Source organism: Solibacillus sp. FSL H8-0523 (assembly GCF_038051985.1).
Classification (GTDB): Bacteria; Bacillota; Bacilli; order Bacillales_A; family Planococcaceae; genus Solibacillus.
The window spans coordinates 3,491,251-3,513,427 of the sequence record NZ_CP150291.1 but is presented as its reverse complement, the minus strand read 5'-3'; the positions used below and the strand labels follow the sequence as shown (position 1 = coordinate 3,513,427).

Annotated in this window: 24 protein-coding genes; 15 read left to right on the top strand and 9 right to left on the bottom strand. The window is 39.5% G+C overall.

Features of this window, described 5'->3' with window-relative positions; genetic code table 11:
* Window positions 1–20: 20 nt before the first annotated feature.
* The 4 genes from NSQ62_RS17575 to NSQ62_RS17560 all read right to left on the bottom strand — a co-directional run bounded on the left by NSQ62_RS17575 (window position 21) and on the right by NSQ62_RS17560 (window position 2,387).
* A complete protein-coding gene (locus tag NSQ62_RS17575; RefSeq protein WP_341321378.1) occupies window positions 21–563 on the bottom strand; it encodes a DUF3267 domain-containing protein in 543 nt (180 codons plus the stop codon).
* A gap of 146 nt (window positions 564–709) precedes the next feature.
* A complete protein-coding gene (locus tag NSQ62_RS17570) occupies window positions 710–1,282 on the bottom strand; it encodes an HTH-type transcriptional regulator Hpr (protein ID WP_341323968.1) in 573 nt (190 codons plus the stop codon).
* Window positions 1,283–1,462: 180 nt separating this feature from the next.
* Window positions 1,463–1,834: a YtxH domain-containing protein gene (locus NSQ62_RS17565; protein WP_341321377.1), complete on the bottom strand. Its 372-nt coding sequence runs from the start codon at window positions 1,832–1,834 to the stop codon at window positions 1,463–1,465.
* Window positions 1,835–1,967: 133 nt separating this feature from the next.
* The gene (locus NSQ62_RS17560) at window positions 1,968–2,387 is read right to left on the bottom strand and encodes an HIT family protein (protein ID WP_341323967.1); all 420 of its coding nucleotides are present in this window, start codon (window positions 2,385–2,387) and stop codon (window positions 1,968–1,970) included.
* A gap of 149 nt (window positions 2,388–2,536) precedes the next feature.
* Between NSQ62_RS17560 and NSQ62_RS17555 the strand changes: the two genes are divergently transcribed.
* Window positions 2,537–3,286 carry an ABC transporter ATP-binding protein gene (locus NSQ62_RS17555; protein ID WP_341321376.1) on the top strand — a complete coding sequence of 250 codons (750 nt, stop codon included), beginning with the start codon at window positions 2,537–2,539 and terminating at the stop codon, window positions 3,284–3,286.
* The gene (locus tag NSQ62_RS17550; RefSeq protein WP_341321375.1) at window positions 3,270–4,448 is read left to right on the top strand and encodes an ABC transporter permease; all 1,179 of its coding nucleotides are present in this window, start codon (window positions 3,270–3,272) and stop codon (window positions 4,446–4,448) included. The genes NSQ62_RS17555 and NSQ62_RS17550 overlap by 17 nt, the downstream gene beginning before the upstream one ends.
* Before the next feature lie 21 nt (window positions 4,449–4,469).
* Here NSQ62_RS17550 and NSQ62_RS17545 read toward each other — a convergent pair whose 3' ends face one another.
* The 4 genes from NSQ62_RS17545 to NSQ62_RS17530 form a co-directional block, all read right to left on the bottom strand.
* Window positions 4,470–5,321, bottom strand: a complete 852-nt coding sequence (locus NSQ62_RS17545; RefSeq protein ID WP_341321374.1) for a flagellin — start codon at window positions 5,319–5,321, stop codon at window positions 4,470–4,472.
* Window positions 5,322–5,381: 60 nt separating this feature from the next.
* Complete coding sequence (locus tag NSQ62_RS17540) at window positions 5,382–5,909, bottom strand: chromate transporter (protein ID WP_341321373.1); 528 nt, start codon at window positions 5,907–5,909, stop codon at window positions 5,382–5,384.
* Window positions 5,906–6,457: a chromate transporter gene (locus tag NSQ62_RS17535; protein ID WP_341321372.1), complete on the bottom strand. Its 552-nt coding sequence runs from the start codon at window positions 6,455–6,457 to the stop codon at window positions 5,906–5,908. The genes NSQ62_RS17540 and NSQ62_RS17535 overlap by 4 nt, the downstream gene beginning before the upstream one ends.
* Before the next feature lie 116 nt (window positions 6,458–6,573).
* Window positions 6,574–7,080, bottom strand: a complete 507-nt coding sequence (locus NSQ62_RS17530) for a Target of RNAIII-activating protein (RefSeq protein ID WP_341321371.1) — start codon at window positions 7,078–7,080, stop codon at window positions 6,574–6,576.
* 215 nt (window positions 7,081–7,295) lie between these two features.
* Here NSQ62_RS17530 and hemE point away from each other — a divergent pair, with 215 nt between their 5' ends.
* The 9 genes from hemE to NSQ62_RS17485 all read left to right on the top strand — a co-directional run bounded on the left by hemE (window position 7,296) and on the right by NSQ62_RS17485 (window position 17,966).
* The gene (gene hemE, locus NSQ62_RS17525; RefSeq protein WP_341321370.1) at window positions 7,296–8,345 is read left to right on the top strand and encodes a uroporphyrinogen decarboxylase; all 1,050 of its coding nucleotides are present in this window, start codon (window positions 7,296–7,298) and stop codon (window positions 8,343–8,345) included.
* Window positions 8,346–8,410: 65 nt separating this feature from the next.
* Window positions 8,411–9,343, top strand: coding sequence for a ferrochelatase (gene hemH / locus NSQ62_RS17520; protein ID WP_341321369.1), 933 nt, complete (start codon window positions 8,411–8,413; stop codon window positions 9,341–9,343).
* Window positions 9,344–9,354: 11 nt separating this feature from the next.
* Window positions 9,355–10,791 (top strand): protoporphyrinogen oxidase, encoded by a 1,437-nt coding sequence (gene hemG / locus NSQ62_RS17515; protein WP_341321368.1) that lies wholly within the window; start codon window positions 9,355–9,357, stop codon window positions 10,789–10,791.
* Between the two features lie 678 nt (window positions 10,792–11,469).
* The gene (locus NSQ62_RS17510; RefSeq protein ID WP_341321367.1) at window positions 11,470–12,429 is read left to right on the top strand and encodes a YncE family protein; all 960 of its coding nucleotides are present in this window, start codon (window positions 11,470–11,472) and stop codon (window positions 12,427–12,429) included.
* On the top strand, window positions 12,426–13,118 hold the full coding sequence (locus NSQ62_RS17505; RefSeq protein ID WP_341321366.1) for a response regulator transcription factor: 693 nt from the start codon (window positions 12,426–12,428) through the stop codon (window positions 13,116–13,118). Before NSQ62_RS17510 ends, NSQ62_RS17505 begins: the two co-directional genes overlap by 4 nt.
* Window positions 13,115–14,500 (top strand): HAMP domain-containing sensor histidine kinase, encoded by a 1,386-nt coding sequence (locus tag NSQ62_RS17500; protein ID WP_341321365.1) that lies wholly within the window; start codon window positions 13,115–13,117, stop codon window positions 14,498–14,500. The genes NSQ62_RS17505 and NSQ62_RS17500 overlap by 4 nt, the downstream gene beginning before the upstream one ends.
* Window positions 14,500–14,988 carry a FixH family protein gene (locus NSQ62_RS17495; RefSeq protein WP_341321364.1) on the top strand — a complete coding sequence of 163 codons (489 nt, stop codon included), beginning with the start codon at window positions 14,500–14,502 and terminating at the stop codon, window positions 14,986–14,988. The genes NSQ62_RS17500 and NSQ62_RS17495 overlap by 1 nt, the downstream gene beginning before the upstream one ends.
* 126 nt (window positions 14,989–15,114) lie before the next feature.
* Complete coding sequence (locus tag NSQ62_RS17490; RefSeq protein WP_341321363.1) at window positions 15,115–15,684, top strand: TetR/AcrR family transcriptional regulator; 570 nt, start codon at window positions 15,115–15,117, stop codon at window positions 15,682–15,684.
* Window positions 15,685–15,779: 95 nt separating this feature from the next.
* Window positions 15,780–17,966, top strand: coding sequence for a YhgE/Pip domain-containing protein (locus NSQ62_RS17485; RefSeq protein WP_341321362.1), 2,187 nt, complete (start codon window positions 15,780–15,782; stop codon window positions 17,964–17,966).
* A 709-nt stretch (window positions 17,967–18,675) separates the two neighbouring features.
* Here the strand turns inward: NSQ62_RS17485 and yhfH are convergent.
* Window positions 18,676–18,801 (bottom strand): protein YhfH, encoded by a 126-nt coding sequence (gene yhfH / locus NSQ62_RS17480; RefSeq protein WP_341321361.1) that lies wholly within the window; start codon window positions 18,799–18,801, stop codon window positions 18,676–18,678.
* A gap of 139 nt (window positions 18,802–18,940) precedes the next feature.
* On the opposite strand from yhfH, the gene NSQ62_RS17475 reads away from it, so the two are divergent.
* The 4 genes from NSQ62_RS17475 (at window position 18,941) to NSQ62_RS17460 (ending at window position 22,165) form a co-directional block, all read left to right on the top strand.
* Window positions 18,941–19,933, top strand: coding sequence for a lipoate--protein ligase (locus NSQ62_RS17475; RefSeq protein ID WP_341321360.1), 993 nt, complete (start codon window positions 18,941–18,943; stop codon window positions 19,931–19,933).
* Between the two features lie 117 nt (window positions 19,934–20,050).
* Window positions 20,051–20,755 carry a response regulator transcription factor gene (locus tag NSQ62_RS17470; protein ID WP_341321359.1) on the top strand — a complete coding sequence of 235 codons (705 nt, stop codon included), beginning with the start codon at window positions 20,051–20,053 and terminating at the stop codon, window positions 20,753–20,755.
* The gene (locus tag NSQ62_RS17465; RefSeq protein WP_341321358.1) at window positions 20,755–21,738 is read left to right on the top strand and encodes a sensor histidine kinase; all 984 of its coding nucleotides are present in this window, start codon (window positions 20,755–20,757) and stop codon (window positions 21,736–21,738) included. Before NSQ62_RS17470 ends, NSQ62_RS17465 begins: the two co-directional genes overlap by 1 nt.
* A 10-nt stretch (window positions 21,739–21,748) precedes the next feature.
* Window positions 21,749–22,165 (top strand): hypothetical protein, encoded by a 417-nt coding sequence (locus NSQ62_RS17460; protein WP_341321357.1) that lies wholly within the window; start codon window positions 21,749–21,751, stop codon window positions 22,163–22,165.
* Window positions 22,166–22,177 lie beyond the last annotated feature (12 nt).

Sequence of the window (22,177 nt, the reverse complement as noted above, 5' to 3'; positions counted from 1 at the left end):
CTCCCCTCTAAGCAAAAAAATTAAAAATCAAGTGGTACTAAAATTTCATATCCTCTTGGTGTCTCTTCAATTATAGCATTGTTTGGTGCGGACTTTAAATTTTTGACATATAAAAAATCCATTAAACAAATACTGCAATGATAAGCAAGCAATGCACTGAAATAATGCGCATAGCCTGGTACAAGAAATCCACCAACGATAAAAACGGTGTTTAATACCAAAAACGGCGTTACTAACGCGAATACGTAAGCCCATTTTGGAATGCCCGTTTGCAGGCGCATACGAATAATTGGTACAAAATGATACTGAATCTTAAAGCGAAAGACTAGTGAATTCTTGTATTGAAATAACGCAAGATAATGCAAGAATTTATGAACAGGATAAATCAAGGGTAGTACTAAAAAGACTAACCATAAATAATGATCAATATGCCGTCCAGTAAAATTAAAGCTAAACGTAATATATGAAAAGCAAAACACGAGAACGAACAGGATGATTGCAAGTAAATAAAGCCGTGTTGTTCCATATTCGCGTTCGATATTAATGGTTTTCCAGCAGTGCACAAGCAACCTCCTAAATGTAAGTGATAAATCATTTACTAAGTTTATTCATTAAATCTATAGGCGTAAACATGTTATAAAAAATTATACTATTTTATGGACAAAAAAAGAAATGTCATCACCTGTAATGAGGACATTTCTTTAGTCTATTATAAAGTTGATTCTACAGTAGACCCGATTTTTTTGCCGGATTCATCAATTGTTTCTTTGAAATTAAAGAATGAGCGCTCAAAGATTTCGATAAAATCATCGCCATAAATGTTACGGATCACAGCCATTACATCTAAAAATTCTGGGAAGCGACCATATAATTCTTTTAGCGGTAACGCGCCTTGTAAAATCGTATGTTCTGTGTCGTGGTAATGGTCATACATACGTAAGATTAACTCCGAACCTGCTGGTGTTAACTCAACATATGTATTACGTTTATCTTCATCACGTTTTGAGAAAGTGAGTAATCCACGCTCTTCTAACTTTTTTGAGAAGTTAAAGGCAGTAGATACATGCATGACGCCGAATTTAGCTACATCCGAAATTGAGGCGCCTTTTAGGTGGTACGAAATCCATAAAATGTGGTGCTCGTTAATGTTTAGATCGAAAGGCTTGATCCAAGTTTGCCAATCTTTTTCGATAGCTTTCCAAAGAGCTTTTGATAATTGTGCGACTCTTTGGCTAAATAGCATAGCCTCTCTTTGCGAGTATAAATCTTCTGTCAAAGCAATCACCTTCTTCTTTCATTTATCATTTAAAAATATTATAGCAATAAAAGAAAAAAGTTTAAAGTTAGAATAATTGAATAATTAAATCTTGGTTTAAAAATACTAAAAAATGATATTTATGGAATTTTTATTGCGTATTTTTCTGGAATTACTAGTAATAAAGAATCAGCGATGAATGACTATTCATTGCTCTTGTTTTTTACCTTGAGGAATATTTTTCTCGATTTCTTTAATAGAATTCTGTAAACCCTCAATTTCTTGTTTAAGTTTTTCGGTTTCTGGTTCGATTTCTGTTTTAAAAGTAGTGAAGTTATCCTTCAATTCATTTATTATACTCGGCATATTATTCTGCGCTTCAGACATTAACGTCATAATGGATTGTTTGACGTTGTTCAATTCGGTTTGTACATCTTGCATTTTTGATTTGGCTTGCGTGGTATTACCTGCGATATTTTGACGTAGCTGTGAACCTGATTGTGGGGCAGAAAATAAAACAGCAACAGCTCCGCCGACGATTCCTGTTGTTAACCCTAAAAGAAATGATTTTGCTTTCATAAATAGACTTCCTTTCTATATAGCTTTCCTGAATACACTCTTTTCCATCTTCTACAGTTATTAAACCATGCTGTTAGGCAAATAGTTAAAAAGGGCGGTACTAAAAGTGTTTGCTTTTGGTACCGCAGATTAATTATAGATTTTTTTTAATTTGTGCTGAAATGTCTGTTAGCACATCTGTTGGGAACTCTGCTTGGCGGCCATTCCATTCTACTTTTAGACCATCTGTTTCATCATAGCGTGGTACTAAATGTAAGTGGTAGTGGAATACTGTTTGACCAGCTGCTGCACCGTTGTTGTTAATTGTGTTCATGCCAACTGGATTGAATGCTGCTTTGATTGCATTGGCCACTTTTGGCGCCGCTGCATATAAGTTGCGTGCAACGTCTTCTGACATTTCAAAAAGGTCCTTGCAATGTGTTTTCGGAATTAATAATGTATGGCCTTTTGTTAAAGGCATAATGTCCATAAATGCATACACATGCTCGTCCTCATATACTTTTAAGCTTGGGATGTCTCCGGCGATAATTTTGCAAAATAAGCAATCACTCATCATTAAGCGCTCCTTTTATGTGATATTTTCCTTCATTTTATCATAGAAAATAGGGTTCATCACCATAAGTTGGGAAGAAAAAGACGCATTCAGTGTTCAACTGCAATTGCTTTTGATAAACTAAAATTTAGAAAAAAGGAGTGACCACTGTGACGATTTTACAATTACAAAATGTAACAGGCGGCTATACGAAAAAACCTGTTATTCAAGATTTATCATTTGAAATTAACAAAGGCGAGCTTGTTGGCCTAATTGGCTTAAACGGAGCGGGGAAAAGTACGACGATTAAGCATATTATCGGAACGCTACTACCACGTGCAGGGGAAATTCGTTTAAACGGTGTGACGTTAAAAGAGGATCTGGACAAGTATCGTTCAAGCTTTTCGTACATTCCAGAAACACCTGTATTATATGAAGAATTAACATTAAAAGAGCATTTAGAATTAACGGCAATGGCCTATGGATTAGATGAAAAGACATTGAAGGAGCGTTCGGAAGGTTTATTAAAAGAATTCCGCATGGAAAAGCGCTTAAATTGGTTTCCGTCACATTTCTCAAAAGGGATGCGTCAAAAGGTCATGATTATGTGTGCCTTTTTAGTTAATCCGAGTCTCTATATTATTGATGAGCCATTCGTTGGCTTAGATCCGCTTGGAATTCAGTCGCTGTTAGATCAAATGGATGCGAAGAAACGTGATGGGGCTTCGATTTTAATGTCGACGCATATTTTATCGACTGCTGAAAAGCATTGTGACCGCATTATTTTATTACATGAAGGCCGTGTGCGTGCGCAAGGAACGATGGATGATTTACGTAAGGCGTTTCATATGCCAACTGCCACACTTGATGATTTGTATATTGCTATGACAAAGGAGCAAGACAATGAACAACATGCATAGTGTTTGGGCGAAGCGCTTCACGCACTATATCGGCGAAGTGATGAAATACATGCGCTTCATTTTTACAGGCCATATCGCCATTGTGCTTGTGTTTATTGTTGGTGCGGGAGGCTATCAATATAGTGAATGGTTAAAAGTTGTCGAGCTGGATTTCCCTGCCGAGTGGCTCATTGCGATTATTGTTGGAATCGTTGTGGCGTTTAGCCGACCGGTGACGCTTCTACGCGAGCCGGACCAAGTGTATTTACTGCCACTTGAAAGCCAAATGATGGGCTACTTCAAAAAGGCGATGAATTGGACATTTTGGTCGCAAGTACTGGTCCCTGTTGTACTGATAATTGTGGCGATTCCATTATTAAAAGCGGTGACGGATTTATCTGCTTTTTCAATTTGGGTTACAGTATTATTTGTGGCGATTTTAAAATGGCTTAATGTACAAGCAGAGTTTTACTATCGGTTTGCGAATCGTGGACATGCGGTGCTGTTCGATCGTTTAGTACGTGCGGTTATTTCAATTTTAGCTATTCAAATGTCATTAGCATCGGGCTTTATGGGGGCAGGATTTTTAGTAATCCTTGCGTTTTATATTTTTACACTAGTGAAGAAAGTCGCAAATAACCCTGTACCGTATGAGCATTTTATTAAATTAGAGCAAAATCGAATGATGGGCTTTTATCGTTTTGCCAATTACTTCACCGATGTACCGCATTTAAAAGGTTCAGTGAAGCGTCGTGCATGGTTAGATGCCGTTTACAAATCGATTGCCTTTAAAAAGGGCAATACACAGAGTTATTTAGTTTATCGTACGTTTATTCGTACCGATGATCACTTTTATTTATGGGTGCGCTTAACGGCGATTGCTGCTGTCATAGCGGCGTTCATCAATATTCCGTTTGTCACGTGGATTGTGGTAGCTGCAATGGCTTTTGCGACTACACTACAATTAAAATATACGCTGATGCATGCAGGGGATTTCCGTATGGATATGCTGTATCCTGTGCCGCGTGATACGAGAAAACAAGCGGTTGCGAAATTGTTGCGCCAATTGAGTGTTGTACAAGCAGTGATTGTGATGCTGTGTGCGCTAATGCAGCCGCAATTTTATCTTATTCCGGTTGTGATGATTGTCGTGAGTGAAATTACACTACGCATGTCTAAATAAAAAGATGGGTGTTAGCGAATGCTAACCCCATCTTTTTTTCGGTGTTAAACCGGTGCTCAGTAAATCTAAAATCGAATGTGCCTGCTGCATATGCAGGCGCATGGCATATTGCGCGGCTTGCATTAAGATGCTTGCCTTTGTGAAATTCATCATTTCTTTTGCAATATCTGCATCCCGAATGCGTGATTCCGCAGACGTTAAATTTTCTGCTGTATTCATCGTTACATTATAAGCATGCTCTAACCTATTTTGATAAGCGCCTAAACGAGCGCGCTCCATCGATGTTTGCTGTACGGACTTGTCAAGCTGTCCAAGTGACTTTTCTGCATCTTCTCTAGTGGAAATTGATAAATTATCTAAACCTAATGAGGAACTACTTACTTCACCGATTAACACTTCAATCTGTTGCCCACTGTTGGCGCCAACTTGAAGTTTTAAGCCGTTATCTTTATAGTCACCGTTTAATAAGGTACGGGTATTGAATTCGGTATCCGTTGAGATACGCGTAATTTCTTTTTTGAGCTCTTGGAATTCAATATCAATGAGCTTTCGATCATCGTCAGTTAATGTGTCATTACTCGCTTGCACCGATAGCTCACGCATACGTTGAACGATTGCGTGCGTTTCATTTAGTGCACCCTCTGCTGTTTGAATGAGTGATATACCATCTTGAATATTTTTGCCGGCCATATTTAAGCCACGGATTTGAGCACGCATTTTTTCCGAAATGGCAAGACCTGCTGCATCATCTGCGGCACTATTAATACGGTAGCCTGTAGAAATACGGTACAAAGCCTTGTTCATCGCGTTGTATTGTTTGTTGTAGTTGTTATAAATTCCTAAGCCTGTAGCACTCCAAGTCCCAATTCGCATGTTACTCACCTCCAAAAAAGATACTCAGAGGTTATATCGGTGAAATGTCGTAATTATCCATTATAAAAATAAACCGCCGATTAAAAGTCCAGCCAAAATAACAAAAGCAGGGTGGATTTTGAATTTTTCTAACGCCAAATAACTGGCGATGACTAAAAGAATCGTTGGTAGGAGATGGTTTAATTCATAAGATGTTTGTAAAAAATCAACGGTTAACGACAGTAATAAGACTGCAATTGCAGGTAACACAAAGCTTGATAATCGCTTTACGCGCGGTGAGTTGCGGTGTTTATACAGTAAATTTAATAACAATAACATTAACGCTAATGACGGGATGATTGTCGCCGCTAATGCCACAACACTGCCTAAAACCCCAGCGACTTCAAAGCCAATATAGCCCGCCATTTTTGTTGCGATTGGTCCAGGTAATGAGTTTGCGAGAGCAAGTAATTCACTAAACTCTGTTTTGGTCATCCAGTCATTTTTATCGACAACTTCATGTTCAATTAATGGAATCGCAGCAGGACCACCACCGTAAGCCAAAATATTTGGTAAGAAAAACGCAATAAATAAATGGACATAAATCATGACGTTTTGCCTCCTTTAATAGGGAGTGCAAACGCTAAAATTAATAAAATGAAAATGATAATGCCGGGATGAATGTTTAAAAGGATGATCCCAATAAAGCTGACGCTAAAAATAAGCGCGGCAATTTTAAAGCCAAGTGAAGCCTTGGATTTTTTTAAAAAATCATACGTTAATACACCCATCATCACGGCTACAATCGGAATGACCCCGTTCGTCATCCCACTTACAAACTTCGAATCGCTAAATTGCTTCAATGAGCCGAGTAATAAAATTAATAGCAGTACGGTTGGTAACACGGTTGCAATTAAGGCCGTTACTAAACCGAGCCAACCACCAACACGGTAGCCGATATAACCAGCCATTTTTGTCGCGATTGGACCCGGTAACGTATTGCCGATAGAAATGACATCGGAAAATTCCTCGTCTGTCATCCAAGCGTATGTTTTCACGACCTCTTTATGAACGAGTGGAATCGTCGTCGGCCCACCGCCAAAGCCTAAAATACCTGAACGAAAAAAGGCGATAAAGATATGTAATTGTTTAGCCAAGCAAATTCCCCCCATCAGTAACTAGTAAAAGCTGCAAGCAAAAAAAATGGTGCTCACAGCTTTTTTGATTCGTAAATGAAAACTATCTGACTTACCCGACAATTCCTACCCGAGCATTATTCTTTTGGTGGCGCGCTATATGTCGTAATATAAGAAGATGAATTAAACATTGTTTGCAGTGCTGCTGTTTTTCCTTCGAATATTTGGGCAAAGCTCTCTTCATAAGGTGCGCTATTTTTAAATACTTCATATGAAGCAGGGCCACCCCACTGAATAATAAGTAGATACGTCTCCTCTTTTACGGGGCGTAGCATGCGATAAGCGATGACTGCGTCGTTAGTATTGAGCATGGAAACGGTATCAAGTGCTTTTTTCTCGAAAACGGGGCGCTCGTCTGACATAATAGGCATATTGTAAATCGTGAAATAGCCTTTTTGCTCAAACTGTCCTTTTTGACCAATCACTTCAAATTTTCTTGGAACAGCGAAAATAGACTTTTTATCGCTCTCATGTAAAACGACCGAATTGCCGTTACCGTGCAGTAAAATTAAAGGGTGCTGCGTGTTTTTTTCAATTAACTTCTCCATATAATCTGGTGTACCAGATGTTACATAAAAATTCATAGGCGGTAACCTCCTTTATTCTATTATTTCCATTTATAAAGCTGTTCAAGCCATTTGTCAAAAAGTTCCGTAGCGTAAAGGGCAATTTTATGACATTTAACTAAGAAATCTATACATTTTTCACGGAAGAGTTTATAGTCGATAATGGATATCAATGACGTTTTTACGAAATAAATTAATAAGAAATTAAAAATGTTAAGGGGTAGAAATCAAACATGACGAATTTTAACGATACATTATTACGCGCAGCTCGCGGGGAACAAGTAGAGCATACGCCGGTTTGGTTTATGCGCCAAGCAGGTCGTTCACAGCCAGAATACCGTGAAATTAAAGCAAAATATTCATTAGAAGAAATTACAATGCAGCCGGAATTATGTGCGTACGTAACGCGTTTACCGGTTGACCAATATAACGTAGATGCAGCGATTCTTTACAAAGATATCGTAACGCCATTACCAGGCATCGGTGTCGATGTAAAAATTAAAGCAGGTGTAGGCCCAGTTATTTCAAACCCAATTCGCTCAGCAGCGGATGTTGACAAGCTAGGTGAATTCAACGCCAAAGAGCATACACCATTTGTACTTGAAACAATTAAAATGTTAACAGAAGAGCAGCTAAATGTGCCGTTAATCGGTTTCGGTGGCGCACCGTTTACATTAGCAAGCTATATGATTGAAGGCGGCCCAAGCCGTAACTATGCAAAAACAAAATCATTTATGGTAAGTCAGCCACAAGCGTGGTTTAAGCTAATGGATAAACTAGCAGATATGATTATTGCCGATATTACTGCACAAGTTGAAGCAGGCGCAAAAGCAATTCAAATTTTCGACTCATGGGTTGGCGCTTTAAATGTAGAAGATTACCGTATTTTTATTAAACCAGTTATGACACGCATTTTCGGTGAATTACGTGCATTAAATGTACCGTTAATTCAATTTGGTGTAGGTGCATCTCACTTAGTAAAAGAGTGGCACGACCTACCAATCGATGTTGTCGGCTTAGATTGGCGTTTACCAATTCGCGAAGCAGAAGCGCGTGGGGTAACAAAAGCAGTTCAAGGAAACTTAGATCCAACATTATTATTAGCAGACTGGAACATAATCGAAGCACGTGCAAAAGATATTGTAGACCAAGGCTTAGCACACAATGGCGGTCATATCTTTAACTTAGGGCACGGTGTCTTCCCAGAGGTAGATCCTGCTGTGTTAAAACGTTTAACAACATTTGTTCATGACTATAGCCGTGAGCAAATCGCAAAGCGCTAAGTTGTCGTAAATTAGTCAAAATAATTGTAAAAACATGCGTTTAAAACTACTTTGAGGTGAAAAACATGAAACAAGTACGCGGTTTATTAGTAATGGCATATGGAACGCCATATAAAGAAGAAGACATCGAACGTTATTACACGCATATTCGTCACGGACGTAAGCCATCTCAAGAGCATATCGATGACTTAACAAAACGTTACCGTGCAATTGGTGGGATTTCGCCACTTGCTAAAATGACACAGGCCCAAGCAGAGGCTCTTTGTGCACGCTTAAATGAAGTACAAGACGAAGTAGAATATAAATTATTTATCGGCTTAAAACATATCGAACCATTCGTAGAAGACGCTGTTGGAGCAATGGTTGCTGAAGGTATTACAGAGGCAGTATCAATTGTTCTCGCACCTCATTTCTCAACATTCTCGATTAAATCTTATAACGGTCGTGCAAAAGAAGCAGCTGAAAAACTAGGTGGCACGCTAAACATTACATCGGTTGAAGCTTGGTACGATGAGCCAAAATTCATTGAGTTTTGGAAGCAAGCGGTAAACGGTGAGCTAGCGAAAATGACAGAAGAAGAGCGTAAGTCTGCGTGCTTAATCGTGTCAAACCATTCATTACCAGAAAAAATTAAATTAGCTGGCGATCCATACGAAGAGCAATTAATCGAAACGGCGCGTTTAATCGAAGCCGCTTCTGATATTGAAAATGTAGAAATCGGCTGGCAATCTGCTGGTCAAACACCAGAGCCATGGTTAGGACCAGATGTACAAGATTTAACAAAAGAATTATTCGAGCAAAAAGGCTACAAAGCGTTCATTTACACGCCAGTTGGTTTCGTAACAGAGCACTTAGAAGTCCTTTATGATAATGATATTGAATGTAAAGTGGTTTGTGATGAAATCGGCGCAAGCTATTATCGTCCAAGTATGCCGAACACGCATCCATTATTCATCGATGCGATGGTTGCAGCGATCGAAAAAAAATTAGCGAAATAATATAGAGAGTGATGATGAAGGTGACTTTAACAAGGAGAAAGGTTGTAATCGTTGGCGGTGGGATCACAGGCTTAACGACGGCATACTATTTACAACAAAAAACGATGGCGCACAATTTACCGGTCGAAATCGTGTTAATTGATTCGTCCTTACGTTTAGGTGGAAAAATCCACACTGTTCGTAAAAATGGCTACATTATTGAACGTGGTCCTGAATCGTTTTTTGATACACGTAGCAGTGTTCGGAGTTTGGCGCGTGATTTGAATATCGAACATAAAATTATACAAAATAATAACGGTCGAACATTTATCGCAATCGGTAACAAACTTCACCAAATCCCAAGTAATTTATTGCTTGGGGGGTCACCTAAAATCTTATCTGTGCTAACGTCGAATTTTCTTTCGTTAAGTGGAAAAGTTCGCGCGGCCGGAGATTTGCTGTTACCGAAACTACCACATGATGCGGACGAACCAATCAGTGACTTTTTCCGTCGCCGCTTTGGTAAAGAACTAGTGGAAAATCTAGTTGAGCCCGTATTAGCAGGTACGTATGCAGGTGATGTCGACCATGTAAGTATGCAATCTATGTTCCCACAGTTTTACCAGTTAGAAAAAGATTATGGTAGTCTTTTAGTAGGCATGAAAAAAACGGGTAGAGGTATTTATGCGTTGCTTGATGCACCTGGTGAAATCCACTATGAATCGTTTGACGGTGGCTTAGAAACCGTTATTGAAACGTTAGAAAATGCTTTAACGAATGTGACCATTTTAAAAGGCTTAAAAGTAGATTCAATCGAAAAAAATGTCGATTTAACGCAACAGCTTTACTTAAATGATGGAACGTCGATGCAAGCTGACCAAGTTGTTGTGACGACACCATTTAATATCGCGAAAAAAATATTCCGAGATTCAGAAACCTTAAACAACATGGAGAAGATGAATTACGCAACGATTGCAACGGTAACATTGGCTTTCGATAAAAAAGTGATGCAAAAGTATGCAGATGCGCTTAATTTCTTTGTGTCTCGCAGCAGTGATTTTGCGATTACTACTTGTACGTGGAGCAATCGTAAATTTGACCATGTGGCACCTGAAGGGCACGAGTTATTACGTGTCTATATCGGCCGTGTGGGGGATGAATCGATTGTGGAGCTATCTGATAACGAAATCGAAAAAATCGTCTTGCAAGATTTAAAAAAAGCAATTGGTTTAGAGGAGCGACCTTCATTAATGGTAGTCGCGCGCTGGAAAGAATCGATGCCTCAATATACAATCGGCCATGCTGAACGTATGGGAGCGATGAAAGACCAATTTCATCAGGAGTTCCCGAATGTGCATTTGACTGGCAGTTCATATGAAGGTATTAGTATTCCGGATTGTGTGACGCAAGGGATGAAAACCGCTGAAGAAATTTTACAGCAGTTGCTTGAAGAAAAGTTAGCTATTTAATTTTCAATTAATATTGAACGAAAACGCTGTATTAAAAGTAGATGCTTTTAGTGCAGCTTTTTTGTTTTGAGAAAAAATGGCGTTCATTACTATAAGCTCTTTTAATTGAATCCGTTCTGCTACGCTACGGGGGAAGCTTTCCGCGGGCACGGCTCCAACTAATTTTATGTGCCTCTTACGGTGGCACATAAAATGGATTTTCCGCGCGTGCTGTTCCCGCAGGAGTCACCCCCTCCGCTACGCGCCACTCTACTTTGTTATAAAGTGAGCCCTTCTAACAAAATGGTTTATCATAATAATTAAAATAGTACTCCTTATAAACAGGGATAATTTTAACCTAGAAAATAAAAAAGTATGCTAAATCAAATGAGTAAATATTGCCCAATACCTGCTGCCTCGCGATAGCGCAAGCGGCTTGATTTCACGCACTTAATTTTATTTACAGAGTAAAATTTATGGATTGGTGGGCATCGCAAACGGCATTAAAGACAGTAGTATGGACACGTACCACGTGGCCATAATGCTGTCATGCCGTAGCCCGACAATCAATCAAGTTAAAATATATTAGAAAAGTAACTCTATGTTACGGCGATTACCCAAAAATTCACAAATTTATCTTTTCCATTTCATGCAAATTTCACAATTATTTAGTACGCTAAAAGGCGAGGTGTTAACGCCATGAATTATATACGAATGATTATTTTAATTAGTAGTATGCTCTTGTTGGTAGCTTGCAACGAGACTGCATTTCAAGCGATTGACGACCAGCAAGATTTTATAGCATCCGTCAATATTTTAGAGCCCTCTGTTACGTTTTATGATGAAGAAAATGAGTTAATGGCGACATGGGATTTAGATAAGGCTTATACAGGCGCACTACTTTTCGGGCAAGATGCGCTCTTACTTTACGGACATCAACTTGAACAAGCCGAATTATATGAGCTTTCAACCGGCAAACAAATCGAGAAATTTAACACAGGGATCGGTGTAACGAACGCACTTTATGATGAACACCACCAGCTGATTTATGTAACGAATAGTAAGACAAACGAATTAACGAGCTTTTCCATAACGGGTGACATGCAGAACAAAGTAAAGCTTCGCAATTACCCAATGTCGATGACGCAACATGAAAACTTACTTTATGTAGTGAACTATAAAGATACGTTACTATCTGTCGTGGATACAGCTACATTTACAGTGAAGCAAGAATGGCCAATCGAAAGTTCTTCACAAGGAATCGCAATCATCGAAAAAACCGGAGAACTTTGGCTTGGTGGGCATGGGCAGGGAAGTAAGTCAAATGACCAAGTACAGGTACTGGATTTAGTAACAGGCGTAGTAAAAAAGCAAATTAAAGTACCACTGATGCCGGTAACACTTTTACAATCTAGCGATGAGGTGGTTGTTGCAAGTCACGGCTCTAATATGATTTATACTGTGTCAACACAAGGCACGATCACATGGCAGCAAGAAATTGCGGCGAATCCATTTGCCGTAGCCTATTTCCAAGGGCAGTTAGTCGTAGCTGGCTATGACGATCAAACCTTGTATTTTATTAACGACGACCAGGTGACCGAACATGTCGTGACAGGAAAAGGTGCGTTTCAGTTACTTGTAAGGGAGAGAGCGTCATGACGACGATTTTAATTGTAGATGATGAACAAAATATGCGTCAGCTCATTGATTTAGTGCTGGTAAATGCAGGTTTTCATACAATTCATGCAGCTAATGGTACCGAAGCATATTACGCGGTTAGTCAACAAACGATCGATCTCGTGCTGTTAGATGTCATGATGCCCGGGGAGAATGGTTTTGAGGTATGCAAGGCGATTCAAGCGATGACGCCTGTACCAGTCATCTTTTTAACGGCTAGAGATGCGAGCGAAGACAAAGTAAAAGGGCTGATGCTTGGTGGCGATGATTATATCGTGAAGCCGTTCACAGCCGATGAATTAGTGGCACGTATTTATGCAGTGTTACGCCGTGCAGGTGCATCGGTGCACGAACCAGAAGCACAATTTTTGCAGCACGGGGTCATTAAAATCGATGAAGTTTCACGGAAAGTATATCTCGAGGATGAGCCGATTACGTTGACACTGAAGGAATTTGAGCTGTTGTATTTATTTATGAAGCATCCGGATAATGTGTACTCGCGTGAGCAGCTACTCGAGCATATTTGGGATTTGAATTATTCTGGTGGTACCCGCACAGTAGATACACATATTAAGACACTTCGCATTAAGCTTGGAAAAAAATCAAAGGAAGCGAGTGACTATATTCAAACTGTTTGGGGTGTAGGGTATCGCTTTGAAAAGAACTTATGAGGAAATTATCATCAAAAATTTGGCTATTAATCGTATTGTTTTTAAGTGCGACCGTCATTTTCATGTACATATTTACGAACTTTTTATATGAGCAGCTTTATGTGGAAGATACGAAAGCGATGATGATTGAAGTCGGAGAAAAACTGCAAACCAAGTATACAGGTGGCAAGGTATCTGATGAACTCATTGCCGAAATTGATGCGTATGCGGCGTATTCCAATCTTGAAATATTTGCTGTGCGCAATCCACGGGAACTGAGTGCTTGTGTACCGTTTGATATTGACTATGATGCGCTGATTGGCGTGGATGAACGGCAACAGCTCCTAAAAGGGAATTCGGTTACAAAGATTGGCTATGAGGAACGTTTTGAGCGTCAAATTATCTCCGTTATTTTACCGTTCGCTGAGCAAAATCGTTTAGAAGGCATTATTTATGTATACTATCCACTGGCAAAAATTTCGGAGCTAGCCAAGCAGGAAGTGATCTTACTTCTAACGGGTGCAGTGATGTTTTTACTTGTCGCAGCATTTTTCGTTTACTATGGCATGCGTAAAATTTTGCAGCCACTTGCCGATTTACAGCAGGCGGTGGGTCAGATGACAGAGGGACAATACAAAACGCGGGTAGACGTGAAATCAAATGATGAAATAGGTAGCCTTTCCTCTGCCTTTAACCAAATGGCTGAGGCGATTCAGCAAGAGGATGAGGAGAAAAAATCATTTTTAGCAACCGTTTCACACGAACTGCGCACGCCGATTAGCTATGTGAAGGGCTATAGTGAAGCGATTCAAAGTGGTTTGATTGAAGGGCAAAAAAAAGAGGAAGCCATGCAAATTATTACGCGTGAAGCAGCACGCATGGAACGTTTAACGAATGAATTTATGCAGCTTGCGCGTCAAGATGATGTGGAGCAAACGGAGTACGAACCACTCGTATTAGCAGAAACAATTCGAGATGCCATTTGCTTAGTGACGCAACAGGCGAGCAATAAGCACATCGAGATTATACAACAATTTGATGAAGCGCTCATCATTAACGGTGACGAGCAAAAGCAAAAGCAGGTATGGATTAATCTACTAGAAAATGCGATTCGTTATTCGCATGAGGCATCGCAAATTATTCTAACGACAACACAACACAACAATCAAGCAGTCATTACAATACAGGATTTTGGACAAGGCATTCCAGCGGCTGATTTACCGCATTTGACTGAACGCTTTTATCGCGTGAACAAAGCAAGAAGTCGAATGGATGGTGGCAGTGGGTTAGGGCTATCCATCGTGGAACAAATTACGAAACAGCACAGTGGAACACTAAAAATAGACAGTACAATGGGACAAGGGACGCTCGTTACAATCATGCTCCCTTTAATGGAGGAATAATGATGAAAAAGTGGTTTTATAGTATAGTGGCAGTACCGTTTTTATTAGTTGGCTGTGGCGAGGAAGAACTTCAAACCGATGCCAATACCGAAGCACCAGCAATTGTAGAAGTAGCTATCCAAACAGCAGAGCAGCTAACTATTGGCGAAACAACATTAGCAGCCCGTGTGACACAAGGCGATGAAGTGGTAGCGGATGCGGATGAAGTGAAATTTGAAGTATGGGAATCTGGATTGCGTGATGACGGTGAGATGGTGCATGGTACATTAACAGAAGATGGGGTATACGCAGCAGATTACACATTTGATCATGATGGTGTGTACTATATGTTTGCGCATACAACAGCGCGCGGGATGCATGTGATGCCAAAGCAAAAGCTAATCGTTGGTAACCCGGACATGAGTAAGGTACTAGAGGATACAAGCTCAAATACAATGGATCACTCAGAGCATGACGAGGAAAAAAAAGACGAGGATCACGATCATTAATATTGCAAAATAAATGGAGCGGTGTATAATGAATGACTAGATGACCGAAATGGTTTTCTGGTCATTTTTTATTTTGTATCTAGGATATAGGTGCGCTTTAGCGCTTTTAATAACGGAGGTGAAACTGTGGATCGCCGATCTGAAATCGTAATGGCAGCAACGAAATCATTTTCACAATTTGGCTATAAGGCAACGACCATTGACCAAGTGGCAAAATTAGCAAATGTAGGAAAAGGGACAATCTATACCTTTTTTAATAATAAGGATGAGCTGTTTCAAGAAGTTGTCATGAATTTAATTCAAGAAATGAAGCTTGAGGCAGATGGTTCAATTGATCCGAAAAAGAGCTTTTTAAAAAATGCGCATACAGCACTTATGAAAATGCTTCAATTTAGAGAGCACCATGTGTTATTTGCAAAACTCATCGAAGAAGAGAAATCTCTTCGTACGCCAGCGGTACAACAAGTATTACTGAAAATTGAAGAGGAAATTATCTCTTATATTTCAAAGCGTGTACGAAATGGCATTGAAAAGGGCGAGATTCATGATTGTGTCCCAGAGCATGTCGCGTATTTACTATTTAAATCGTATATCGCATTTATCGTGGACTGGCAGCATACACATGTAAAGCCAATTACAGAACGAGAAATTTTAGCATTATTTAATCAAACCATTTTTGCAGGTTTAGCAAAATAAAATCCCTCCTATTATAGTAGTGAGGTGATTTTCTTTTAATTAAAAATGACCAAAAGACGAAATTGGTCAGTTGGTATTGTGAAGGGAGTTTTCAGATGTTAAAGAAAGAATGGCTATCGATTTGGAAAGATAAAAAACTGACGTTATCAATTATTGTCATGTTCTTCATGCCACTTCTTTATGCAGGGATGCTATTATATGCATTTTGGGATCCGTATGATCGTTTAGACCAACTACCTGTAGCGATTGTTAATGATGACCAAGGTGCTGTTTTAGACGGGGAGTCGCTACAATTAGGCGAGGATTTAATGGAAGAGCTACGTGGTAATAAAGAGTTGAATTTTATCGAAACAAGTTATGAGGATGGAAAAGAAGGACTATTAAAAGAGGAGTATTACTTACTCGTTCGTGTGCCAGAAAACTTTTCACAGCATGCAACAACATTACTTGAAGACAATCCACAAAAGTTGGAGCTAGAATACTATGAAAACGAAGGCTCAAACTTTTTAAGTGCTCAAATTGGTAGCAATGCCATTGGGCAAGTACGTGCTAAAGTGAATGAGGAAATTGCGAAAACGTATGCGACATCACTTTATGAGGCCATTACGAAATTAGGTGGCGGCTATAATGAAGCGTCGGATGCGGCATCAAAAATTTCTGATGGCGTGGCCGAAGTAAAGAATGGCACGCAAGATTTAAAAGATTACTTATATCAATTAGCCTCAAGCACTGTAACGCTAGCGGATGGTACAACAGCTTTACAAGCGGGCGTTATACAAGCAGCGAATGGTTCACAGCAACTACAAAGCGGTTTAGTCGATGTACAACAGGGGGCTACGCAGCTTGAAGCCGGTATGCAAAAAACAGCTAGCGGTGCAGGAGAAGTAGCACAAGGCGTGAATGACTATACAGCAGGTGTGACAAAAGTTTATGAGGGCCAGCAGCAACTGGATGCCGGTCAACAGCAGCTACAAACAGGAATTGAAAGTGTGGCAGCAAACAGCGTATTAATCAAGGATGGTGCAACAAGTTTAGAAGCAGGTGCTACAGATGTGGCGCAAGGCTTACAAAGTTTACAACAACAACTTGAACAAATAACGGCTACATTACCAGAAGAGCAAGCAGCAGCGTTACAATCTTCTGTAGCATCACTTGTAGCAGGTAGTCAGGCAGTAGCAGACGGGGCAACATCGCTTTCTGAAAATACAAGTCAGTTTGCACAAGGTACTGAGCAGCTAGAGCAAAGTGCAGGCGCGTTAGTAAATGGACAAAGTTCTGTAACACAGGGCTTAGCGCAGCTACAAGAAAAAAATGCAGCACTTCTACAAGGTGCACAAGATTTACAAGCAGGTAATGAAACCATTGCCTCAAAAATGACAGAGTTAACAAATGGTACAGCACAATTAGTAGCAGGCTCAACAACGTTGCAAGAAGGGTTAACAAAATTAAAAGAAGGCTCTTCTTCATTATCATCAGGCACTTCACAACTCGCTGAAAAATCAGGCGAATTAGCGCAAGGTTCAGAAGGACTTGTAGAAGGAACATTAAAATTAGATGAAGGTAGCAGTGAGCTAGCATCAAGTCTAAAAGATGCTGCGGAAGAAGCTGCGATGAATGTTTCGGATGAACAAATTGAAATGACGGTAAGTCCAGTAGAATTAAAAGAAACAACGTACAATGAAGTATCGAATTATGGTGTAGGCTTTGCACCTTACTTTATTTCGTTAGGCTTATTTGTTGGCTCACTATTGTTAACAAACGTCTATCCGTATGTTCAACCGGTGGGACACCCAACGAATCTTTGGAGTTGGTTTGCAAGTAAGTCATCAATCATTGCTGTTGTAGGTGTATTCCAAATTATTTTCACATATGTGTTATTGAAATTTGGTTTAGGACTTGAAGTACAGCAGGAAGGTTGGCTCATCTTAACCATCGTGATTACAAGCTTTGCATTTTTAGCAATTGTTCAAGCGTTTACCGTTGTATTAGGGGATGTTGGTCGATTCTTGGCGTTAGTATTTTTAATCGTACAGCTAGCAGGTAGCGCGGGGACATTCCCGTTAGAGCTATTACCAGCGCCACTGCAAATGGTTCACGAATATTTACCGATGTCTTACTCGGTACATGCATTTAGAGCAGCGATTTCAACAAATGATAGCGCTGTGTTAACACAATCGTTAACGACTTTAGGTGTGATTGGAATCGTGAGTGTATTAATTTCATTTGCATTCTTTGCATTACTCTACAAACGTCGTTTTTCGAAAGTACAACAAGAAGCATAAGAAAAAGCGATTCGTCTAATGGCGAATCGCTTTTTGGTTCATCACAATAAGTTGGGGATGATAAGATAAAAAATGAAATATGTTTTCTATTTGAGTCCGTTCTGCTCCGTTACGGCGGACGCTTTCCGCGGGCACGGCTCCAACTAATTTTTTATGCCTCTTACGGCGGCACAAAAAATGGATTTTCCGCACGTGCTCCTGTCGCTTCGCTTTCGTCGCAAATAAAGATTTGCTGTTCCCGCAGGAGTCTGCCGCCTTCACTCCGCGCCACTCTACTTTGATATAAAGTGAACTTCTTTAAAAAATGATGAAACAAAGCAAGTTCCTTTCAAAATAGTTCTATTTTTAATCAAGGGTAAAAAAGAACCTTTTCGATCAGTAAAGCATTGATTGAAGCATATTAAATAAAGAAAGCATCACTTTTTCACTATCCGCCGCCTCGCGATAGCGCAAGCGGTTTAATATCCGTTCTTAACTTTATGACGAGGGGAAATATGATGGATTGGTGGCCATAATGCTGTCATGCCGTAGCCCACCAATAAATTAAATGAAAATCTATTAGAATAATCAATCCTATGGTATGCGAATCGCTTTTTTACATAAAAAAACTACGGGGTTTGAGCGGGCCCGTAGTTTGAAGTAAGCATTATAGGTTCATCTTGATCTAAGATGAAGGTTTTTTAAGTCTAAATAAAACAGTGAATAACAATTAAAGAGAGTTACATTTATCACAATCGTTGCTGTAGCATTCGCTTTGTTCTTCAATTTTGTCACCGCATGATACGCAAACTTTATCTGGTAAATTTTTGAAAAATTCCACTACATTTTCTAACATTGTGTGTGCCTCCTTTAAGTTTCTGTTATATTACTTCTGTTTATATTTTGTATTGTATTATAACAGTTGTAATTCGTCAACACAAAAGATGAAATTTAAGTTAAAATAAATATGGACAATTTGTGAAGGAGTGATCGGGTTGTATTTTATCGATAATAAAGGAATTACAGATCCACGCATTAACTTAGCAATTGAAGAGTATGTACTGAAAAACATGGATATTGAAAAGGATGATTTTTTACTGTTCTATATCAATCAGCCTTCGATTATCATCGGCAAAAACCAAAATACAATTGAAGAAATTAACACCGACTATGTCGAAGCAAACGATGTATTAGTTGTTCGTCGTCTTTCTGGTGGTGGCGCAGTGTACCATGATTTAAACAATTTAAACTTCAGTTTCCTAACAAAAGATGATGGGAACAGCTTCAGCAACTACAAAAAATTCACACAGCCAGTAGTAGATGCGCTAGCAAAATTAGGCGTTAACTCTGAGCTATCAGGACGAAATGATATTTTAGCAGAAGGTAGAAAAGTGTCGGGGAATGCGCAATATTCAACGCGCGGTCGCATGTTTAGCCATGGCACATTAATGTTCGATTTAGACATTGATGCGGTAGTGAATTCATTAAAAGTAAAACAAGACAAGATCGAATCAAAGGGCATTAAATCCGTGCGCTCTCGTGTAGCGAACATCATTGATTTCTTACCAGAAAAAATTACGGTAGAACAGTTCCGGATGGAAATTTTAAAATCGATTTTCGGTGGCGAGGAAAACATTCAATATTATGAGCTATCAGAGCAAGATTGGGAAAATATCCATGAAATTTCGAAAAACCGTTATCAGTTATGGGAATGGAATTACGGGAAATCGCCACGTTTCAACATTCAAAAAACAAAACGTTTCCCATCAGGTGGCATCGATATTCGCCTTGAAGTAAATAAGGGGATTCTTGAAGAAGTAACGATTTTCGGTGACTTCTTCGGTGTGGGCGATGTGTCAGAGGTAGAAAGTTTACTTGTCGGTACAAAATACGACCGTACAGAAATCGCGAAAAGCTTAAAAGATATCGATATCCCTACATATTTCGGCGGGATAACAGAAGAAGACTTCCTACAGTTAATCTATTAAACGTTCACAATTCAATTCACTAAAACAGAGCGCGGGTATTTTCGAGTGCTCTGTTTTTTTGTTACAATAGAAACAACTGTAAAGACAGATTTTTGAAACTAAAAGGGGGCAATCGCTATGGAAAAGCATCGGATTTTTATCGTTGAAGATGATCCGAAAATCGCCTCACTACTGGCAGATACACTGAGAAAGTATCAGTATGATGTGGAAACAATCCAAGACTTTGAAACACTTGTTGAACAATGTATGGCATTTACACCTCATCTTATTTTATTAGATATTAATTTACCACTGTACGACGGCTATTATTGGTGCCGTAAATTAAGGGCCTATACGAAATGTCCGATTGTTTTCATTTCCGCGCGTTCAGGGGAAATGGACCAAATTTTTGCGCTTGAAAATGGCGGCGATGATTTTATTACGAAGCCATTTAACTATGAAATTGTATTAGCAAAAATTCGTAGTCATTTACGTCGTACATATGGAGAATATTCAGCAAGGCAAGAGGAGCGTACCGTCACGCAGGGCCAGCTGACACTTTATTTAGAGCGTATGGAGCTGCACTTAAAGGAGTTAATCGTACCACTGCAAAAAAAGGAATGCATTATTTTAGGTCTACTGATGGGGCAGGCACCGAAAGTTGTTTCACGCGATCAGTTGCTAGAAGAGCTATGGGACGATCAGGCGTTTGTCGATGAAAATACGCTCAATGTCAATATGACGCGTGTACGAAGAAAGCTGACGGATTATGGCATTACCTCAAGTATTGAAACCGTACGAGGGGCCGGCTACCGCTTTACATTAAGCGCGGAGGAAATGTAATGGCCGTTAAATTATTTATAAAAGAGCATCTTTCATATGTGGTGTTTCAAGTTGCGTTAACCGCATTTTTACTTGTACTGTTCTGGCTAGATGGTTTTCGTAATGTGAACACGGCGATTTATGCGATTGCGATTAGCGCCTTACTCATCACATCGTTTTTAGTCGTGCGCTATATGCTGCGTCGCCGTTATTTGGCGAAAATCGTTGTGTTACCAACAACGATGGAGGATGCACTCCAAAAAAATTCAAAAACAAGCGAGTATGCCATTACCGAACAATACTTATCGGAGCTTTACAAAATTTATCAGCATGAGGTTCAAAGTTTATATGCAACACAATCCAGACAGTATAAATTTATGAATCAATGGGTACATCAAATGAAGACACCTGTTTCTGTGTTAGAGCTGTTGCTTCAGCATGAAGAAGAGCTCGACAAAAAGAGTGTGCATGAAGAGGTAGAACGCTTAAGACGTGGCCTCGAAATGGTATTAATGCATGCAAGGCTTGAAAACTTCTCAGATGACATGCAAATTGTACAAATCCCATTAAAATCAGTCGTGATGGCAACCGTTAATGACAATAAGCGTTTATTTATTGCTGGACGCGTGTTTCCAGAAGTCATAGTCGATGAATCATTTATTATTATGAGTGATGTGAAATGGCTACGGTTTATACTTGAACAATTTATTACAAACGCAGTGAAATATACATTTGAACCGAATAAAAAGATTTATATTTCTGCAAAGCAACAGCAGCATCAAATTCACCTAATCATTCGCGATGAAGGAATCGGTATTCCGAATGCCGACTTATCACGCGTCACGAAAGCATTTTACACAGGTGAAAACGGACGCAAAACAGGAGAATCTACCGGTATGGGGCTGTATTTGGCAAAGGAAATTTGTGATCGGCTCGGACATCAACTCATTATTACATCAGAAGTAGGCAAAGGGACACAAATCGAAGTGATTTTTCAATCTTAGGAGGAACACCATGATACAAATTGAAGATTGGCTATTAGCAGTAGATGTAGAAAGCACAAAAATGGGATTTGAATTTAATAGCTACCGATGTACGAGTGACGAATGTCGCAATTTTGTAGAAGCGTGTGAAAAGCATATGAAGCCAGTAGTATTAGATTTTGCACAGCAGCTTGGTATTGATTTATCGAAGCCAAGTCAGCTCGAAAGCCATCACGTGAACAATAATACAGCGATTATGTATTCGGGGAAATATCATATTATAGGTGAAGTAATAGAGGGTGAAATCGATGCTTGGGATATTATATTAGAGGAGCATTGTTTTTCATTATCGGCTGACTTTGATATGGTACCGGTTGTCATGACAGGGTCCGTGATTGAAATTAGCTTCGAAGTTGTATTGCCATGGGTAGTTGAAGTAAAAGTTTAATTTGAAGGAGAT

Bases quoted from the DNA above. Each gene is read 5' to 3' on its own strand.
- NSQ62_RS17565 (WP_341321377.1), bottom strand. From the start codon at position 1,834: ATGAAAGCAAAATCATTTCTTTTAGGGTTAACAACAGGAATCGTCGGC.
- NSQ62_RS17560 (WP_341323967.1), bottom strand. From the start codon at position 2,387: ATGAGTGATTGCTTATTTTGCAAAATTATCGCCGGAGACATCCCAAGC.
- NSQ62_RS17550 (WP_341321375.1), top strand. From the start codon at position 3,270: ATGAACAACATGCATAGTGTTTGGGCGAAGCGCTTCACGCACTATATC.
- NSQ62_RS17545 (WP_341321374.1), bottom strand. From the start codon at position 5,321: ATGCGAATTGGGACTTGGAGTGCTACAGGCTTAGGAATTTATAACAAC.
- NSQ62_RS17540 (WP_341321373.1), bottom strand. From the start codon at position 5,909: ATGATTTATGTCCATTTATTTATTGCGTTTTTCTTACCAAATATTTTG.
- NSQ62_RS17530 (WP_341321371.1), bottom strand. From the start codon at position 7,080: ATGAATTTTTATGTAACATCTGGTACACCAGATTATATGGAGAAGTTA.
- hemE (WP_341321370.1), top strand. From the start codon at position 7,296: ATGACGAATTTTAACGATACATTATTACGCGCAGCTCGCGGGGAACAA.
- hemH (WP_341321369.1), top strand. From the start codon at position 8,411: ATGAAACAAGTACGCGGTTTATTAGTAATGGCATATGGAACGCCATAT.
- hemG (WP_341321368.1), top strand. From the start codon at position 9,355: ATGATGAAGGTGACTTTAACAAGGAGAAAGGTTGTAATCGTTGGCGGT.
- NSQ62_RS17510 (WP_341321367.1), top strand. From the start codon at position 11,470: ATGAATTATATACGAATGATTATTTTAATTAGTAGTATGCTCTTGTTG.
- NSQ62_RS17505 (WP_341321366.1), top strand. From the start codon at position 12,426: ATGACGACGATTTTAATTGTAGATGATGAACAAAATATGCGTCAGCTC.
- NSQ62_RS17500 (WP_341321365.1), top strand. From the start codon at position 13,115: ATGAGGAAATTATCATCAAAAATTTGGCTATTAATCGTATTGTTTTTA.
- NSQ62_RS17495 (WP_341321364.1), top strand. From the start codon at position 14,500: ATGATGAAAAAGTGGTTTTATAGTATAGTGGCAGTACCGTTTTTATTA.
- NSQ62_RS17485 (WP_341321362.1), top strand. From the start codon at position 15,780: ATGTTAAAGAAAGAATGGCTATCGATTTGGAAAGATAAAAAACTGACG.
- yhfH (WP_341321361.1), bottom strand. From the start codon at position 18,801: ATGTTAGAAAATGTAGTGGAATTTTTCAAAAATTTACCAGATAAAGTT.
- NSQ62_RS17470 (WP_341321359.1), top strand. From the start codon at position 20,051: ATGGAAAAGCATCGGATTTTTATCGTTGAAGATGATCCGAAAATCGCC.
- NSQ62_RS17465 (WP_341321358.1), top strand. From the start codon at position 20,755: ATGGCCGTTAAATTATTTATAAAAGAGCATCTTTCATATGTGGTGTTT.
- NSQ62_RS17460 (WP_341321357.1), top strand. From the start codon at position 21,749: ATGATACAAATTGAAGATTGGCTATTAGCAGTAGATGTAGAAAGCACA.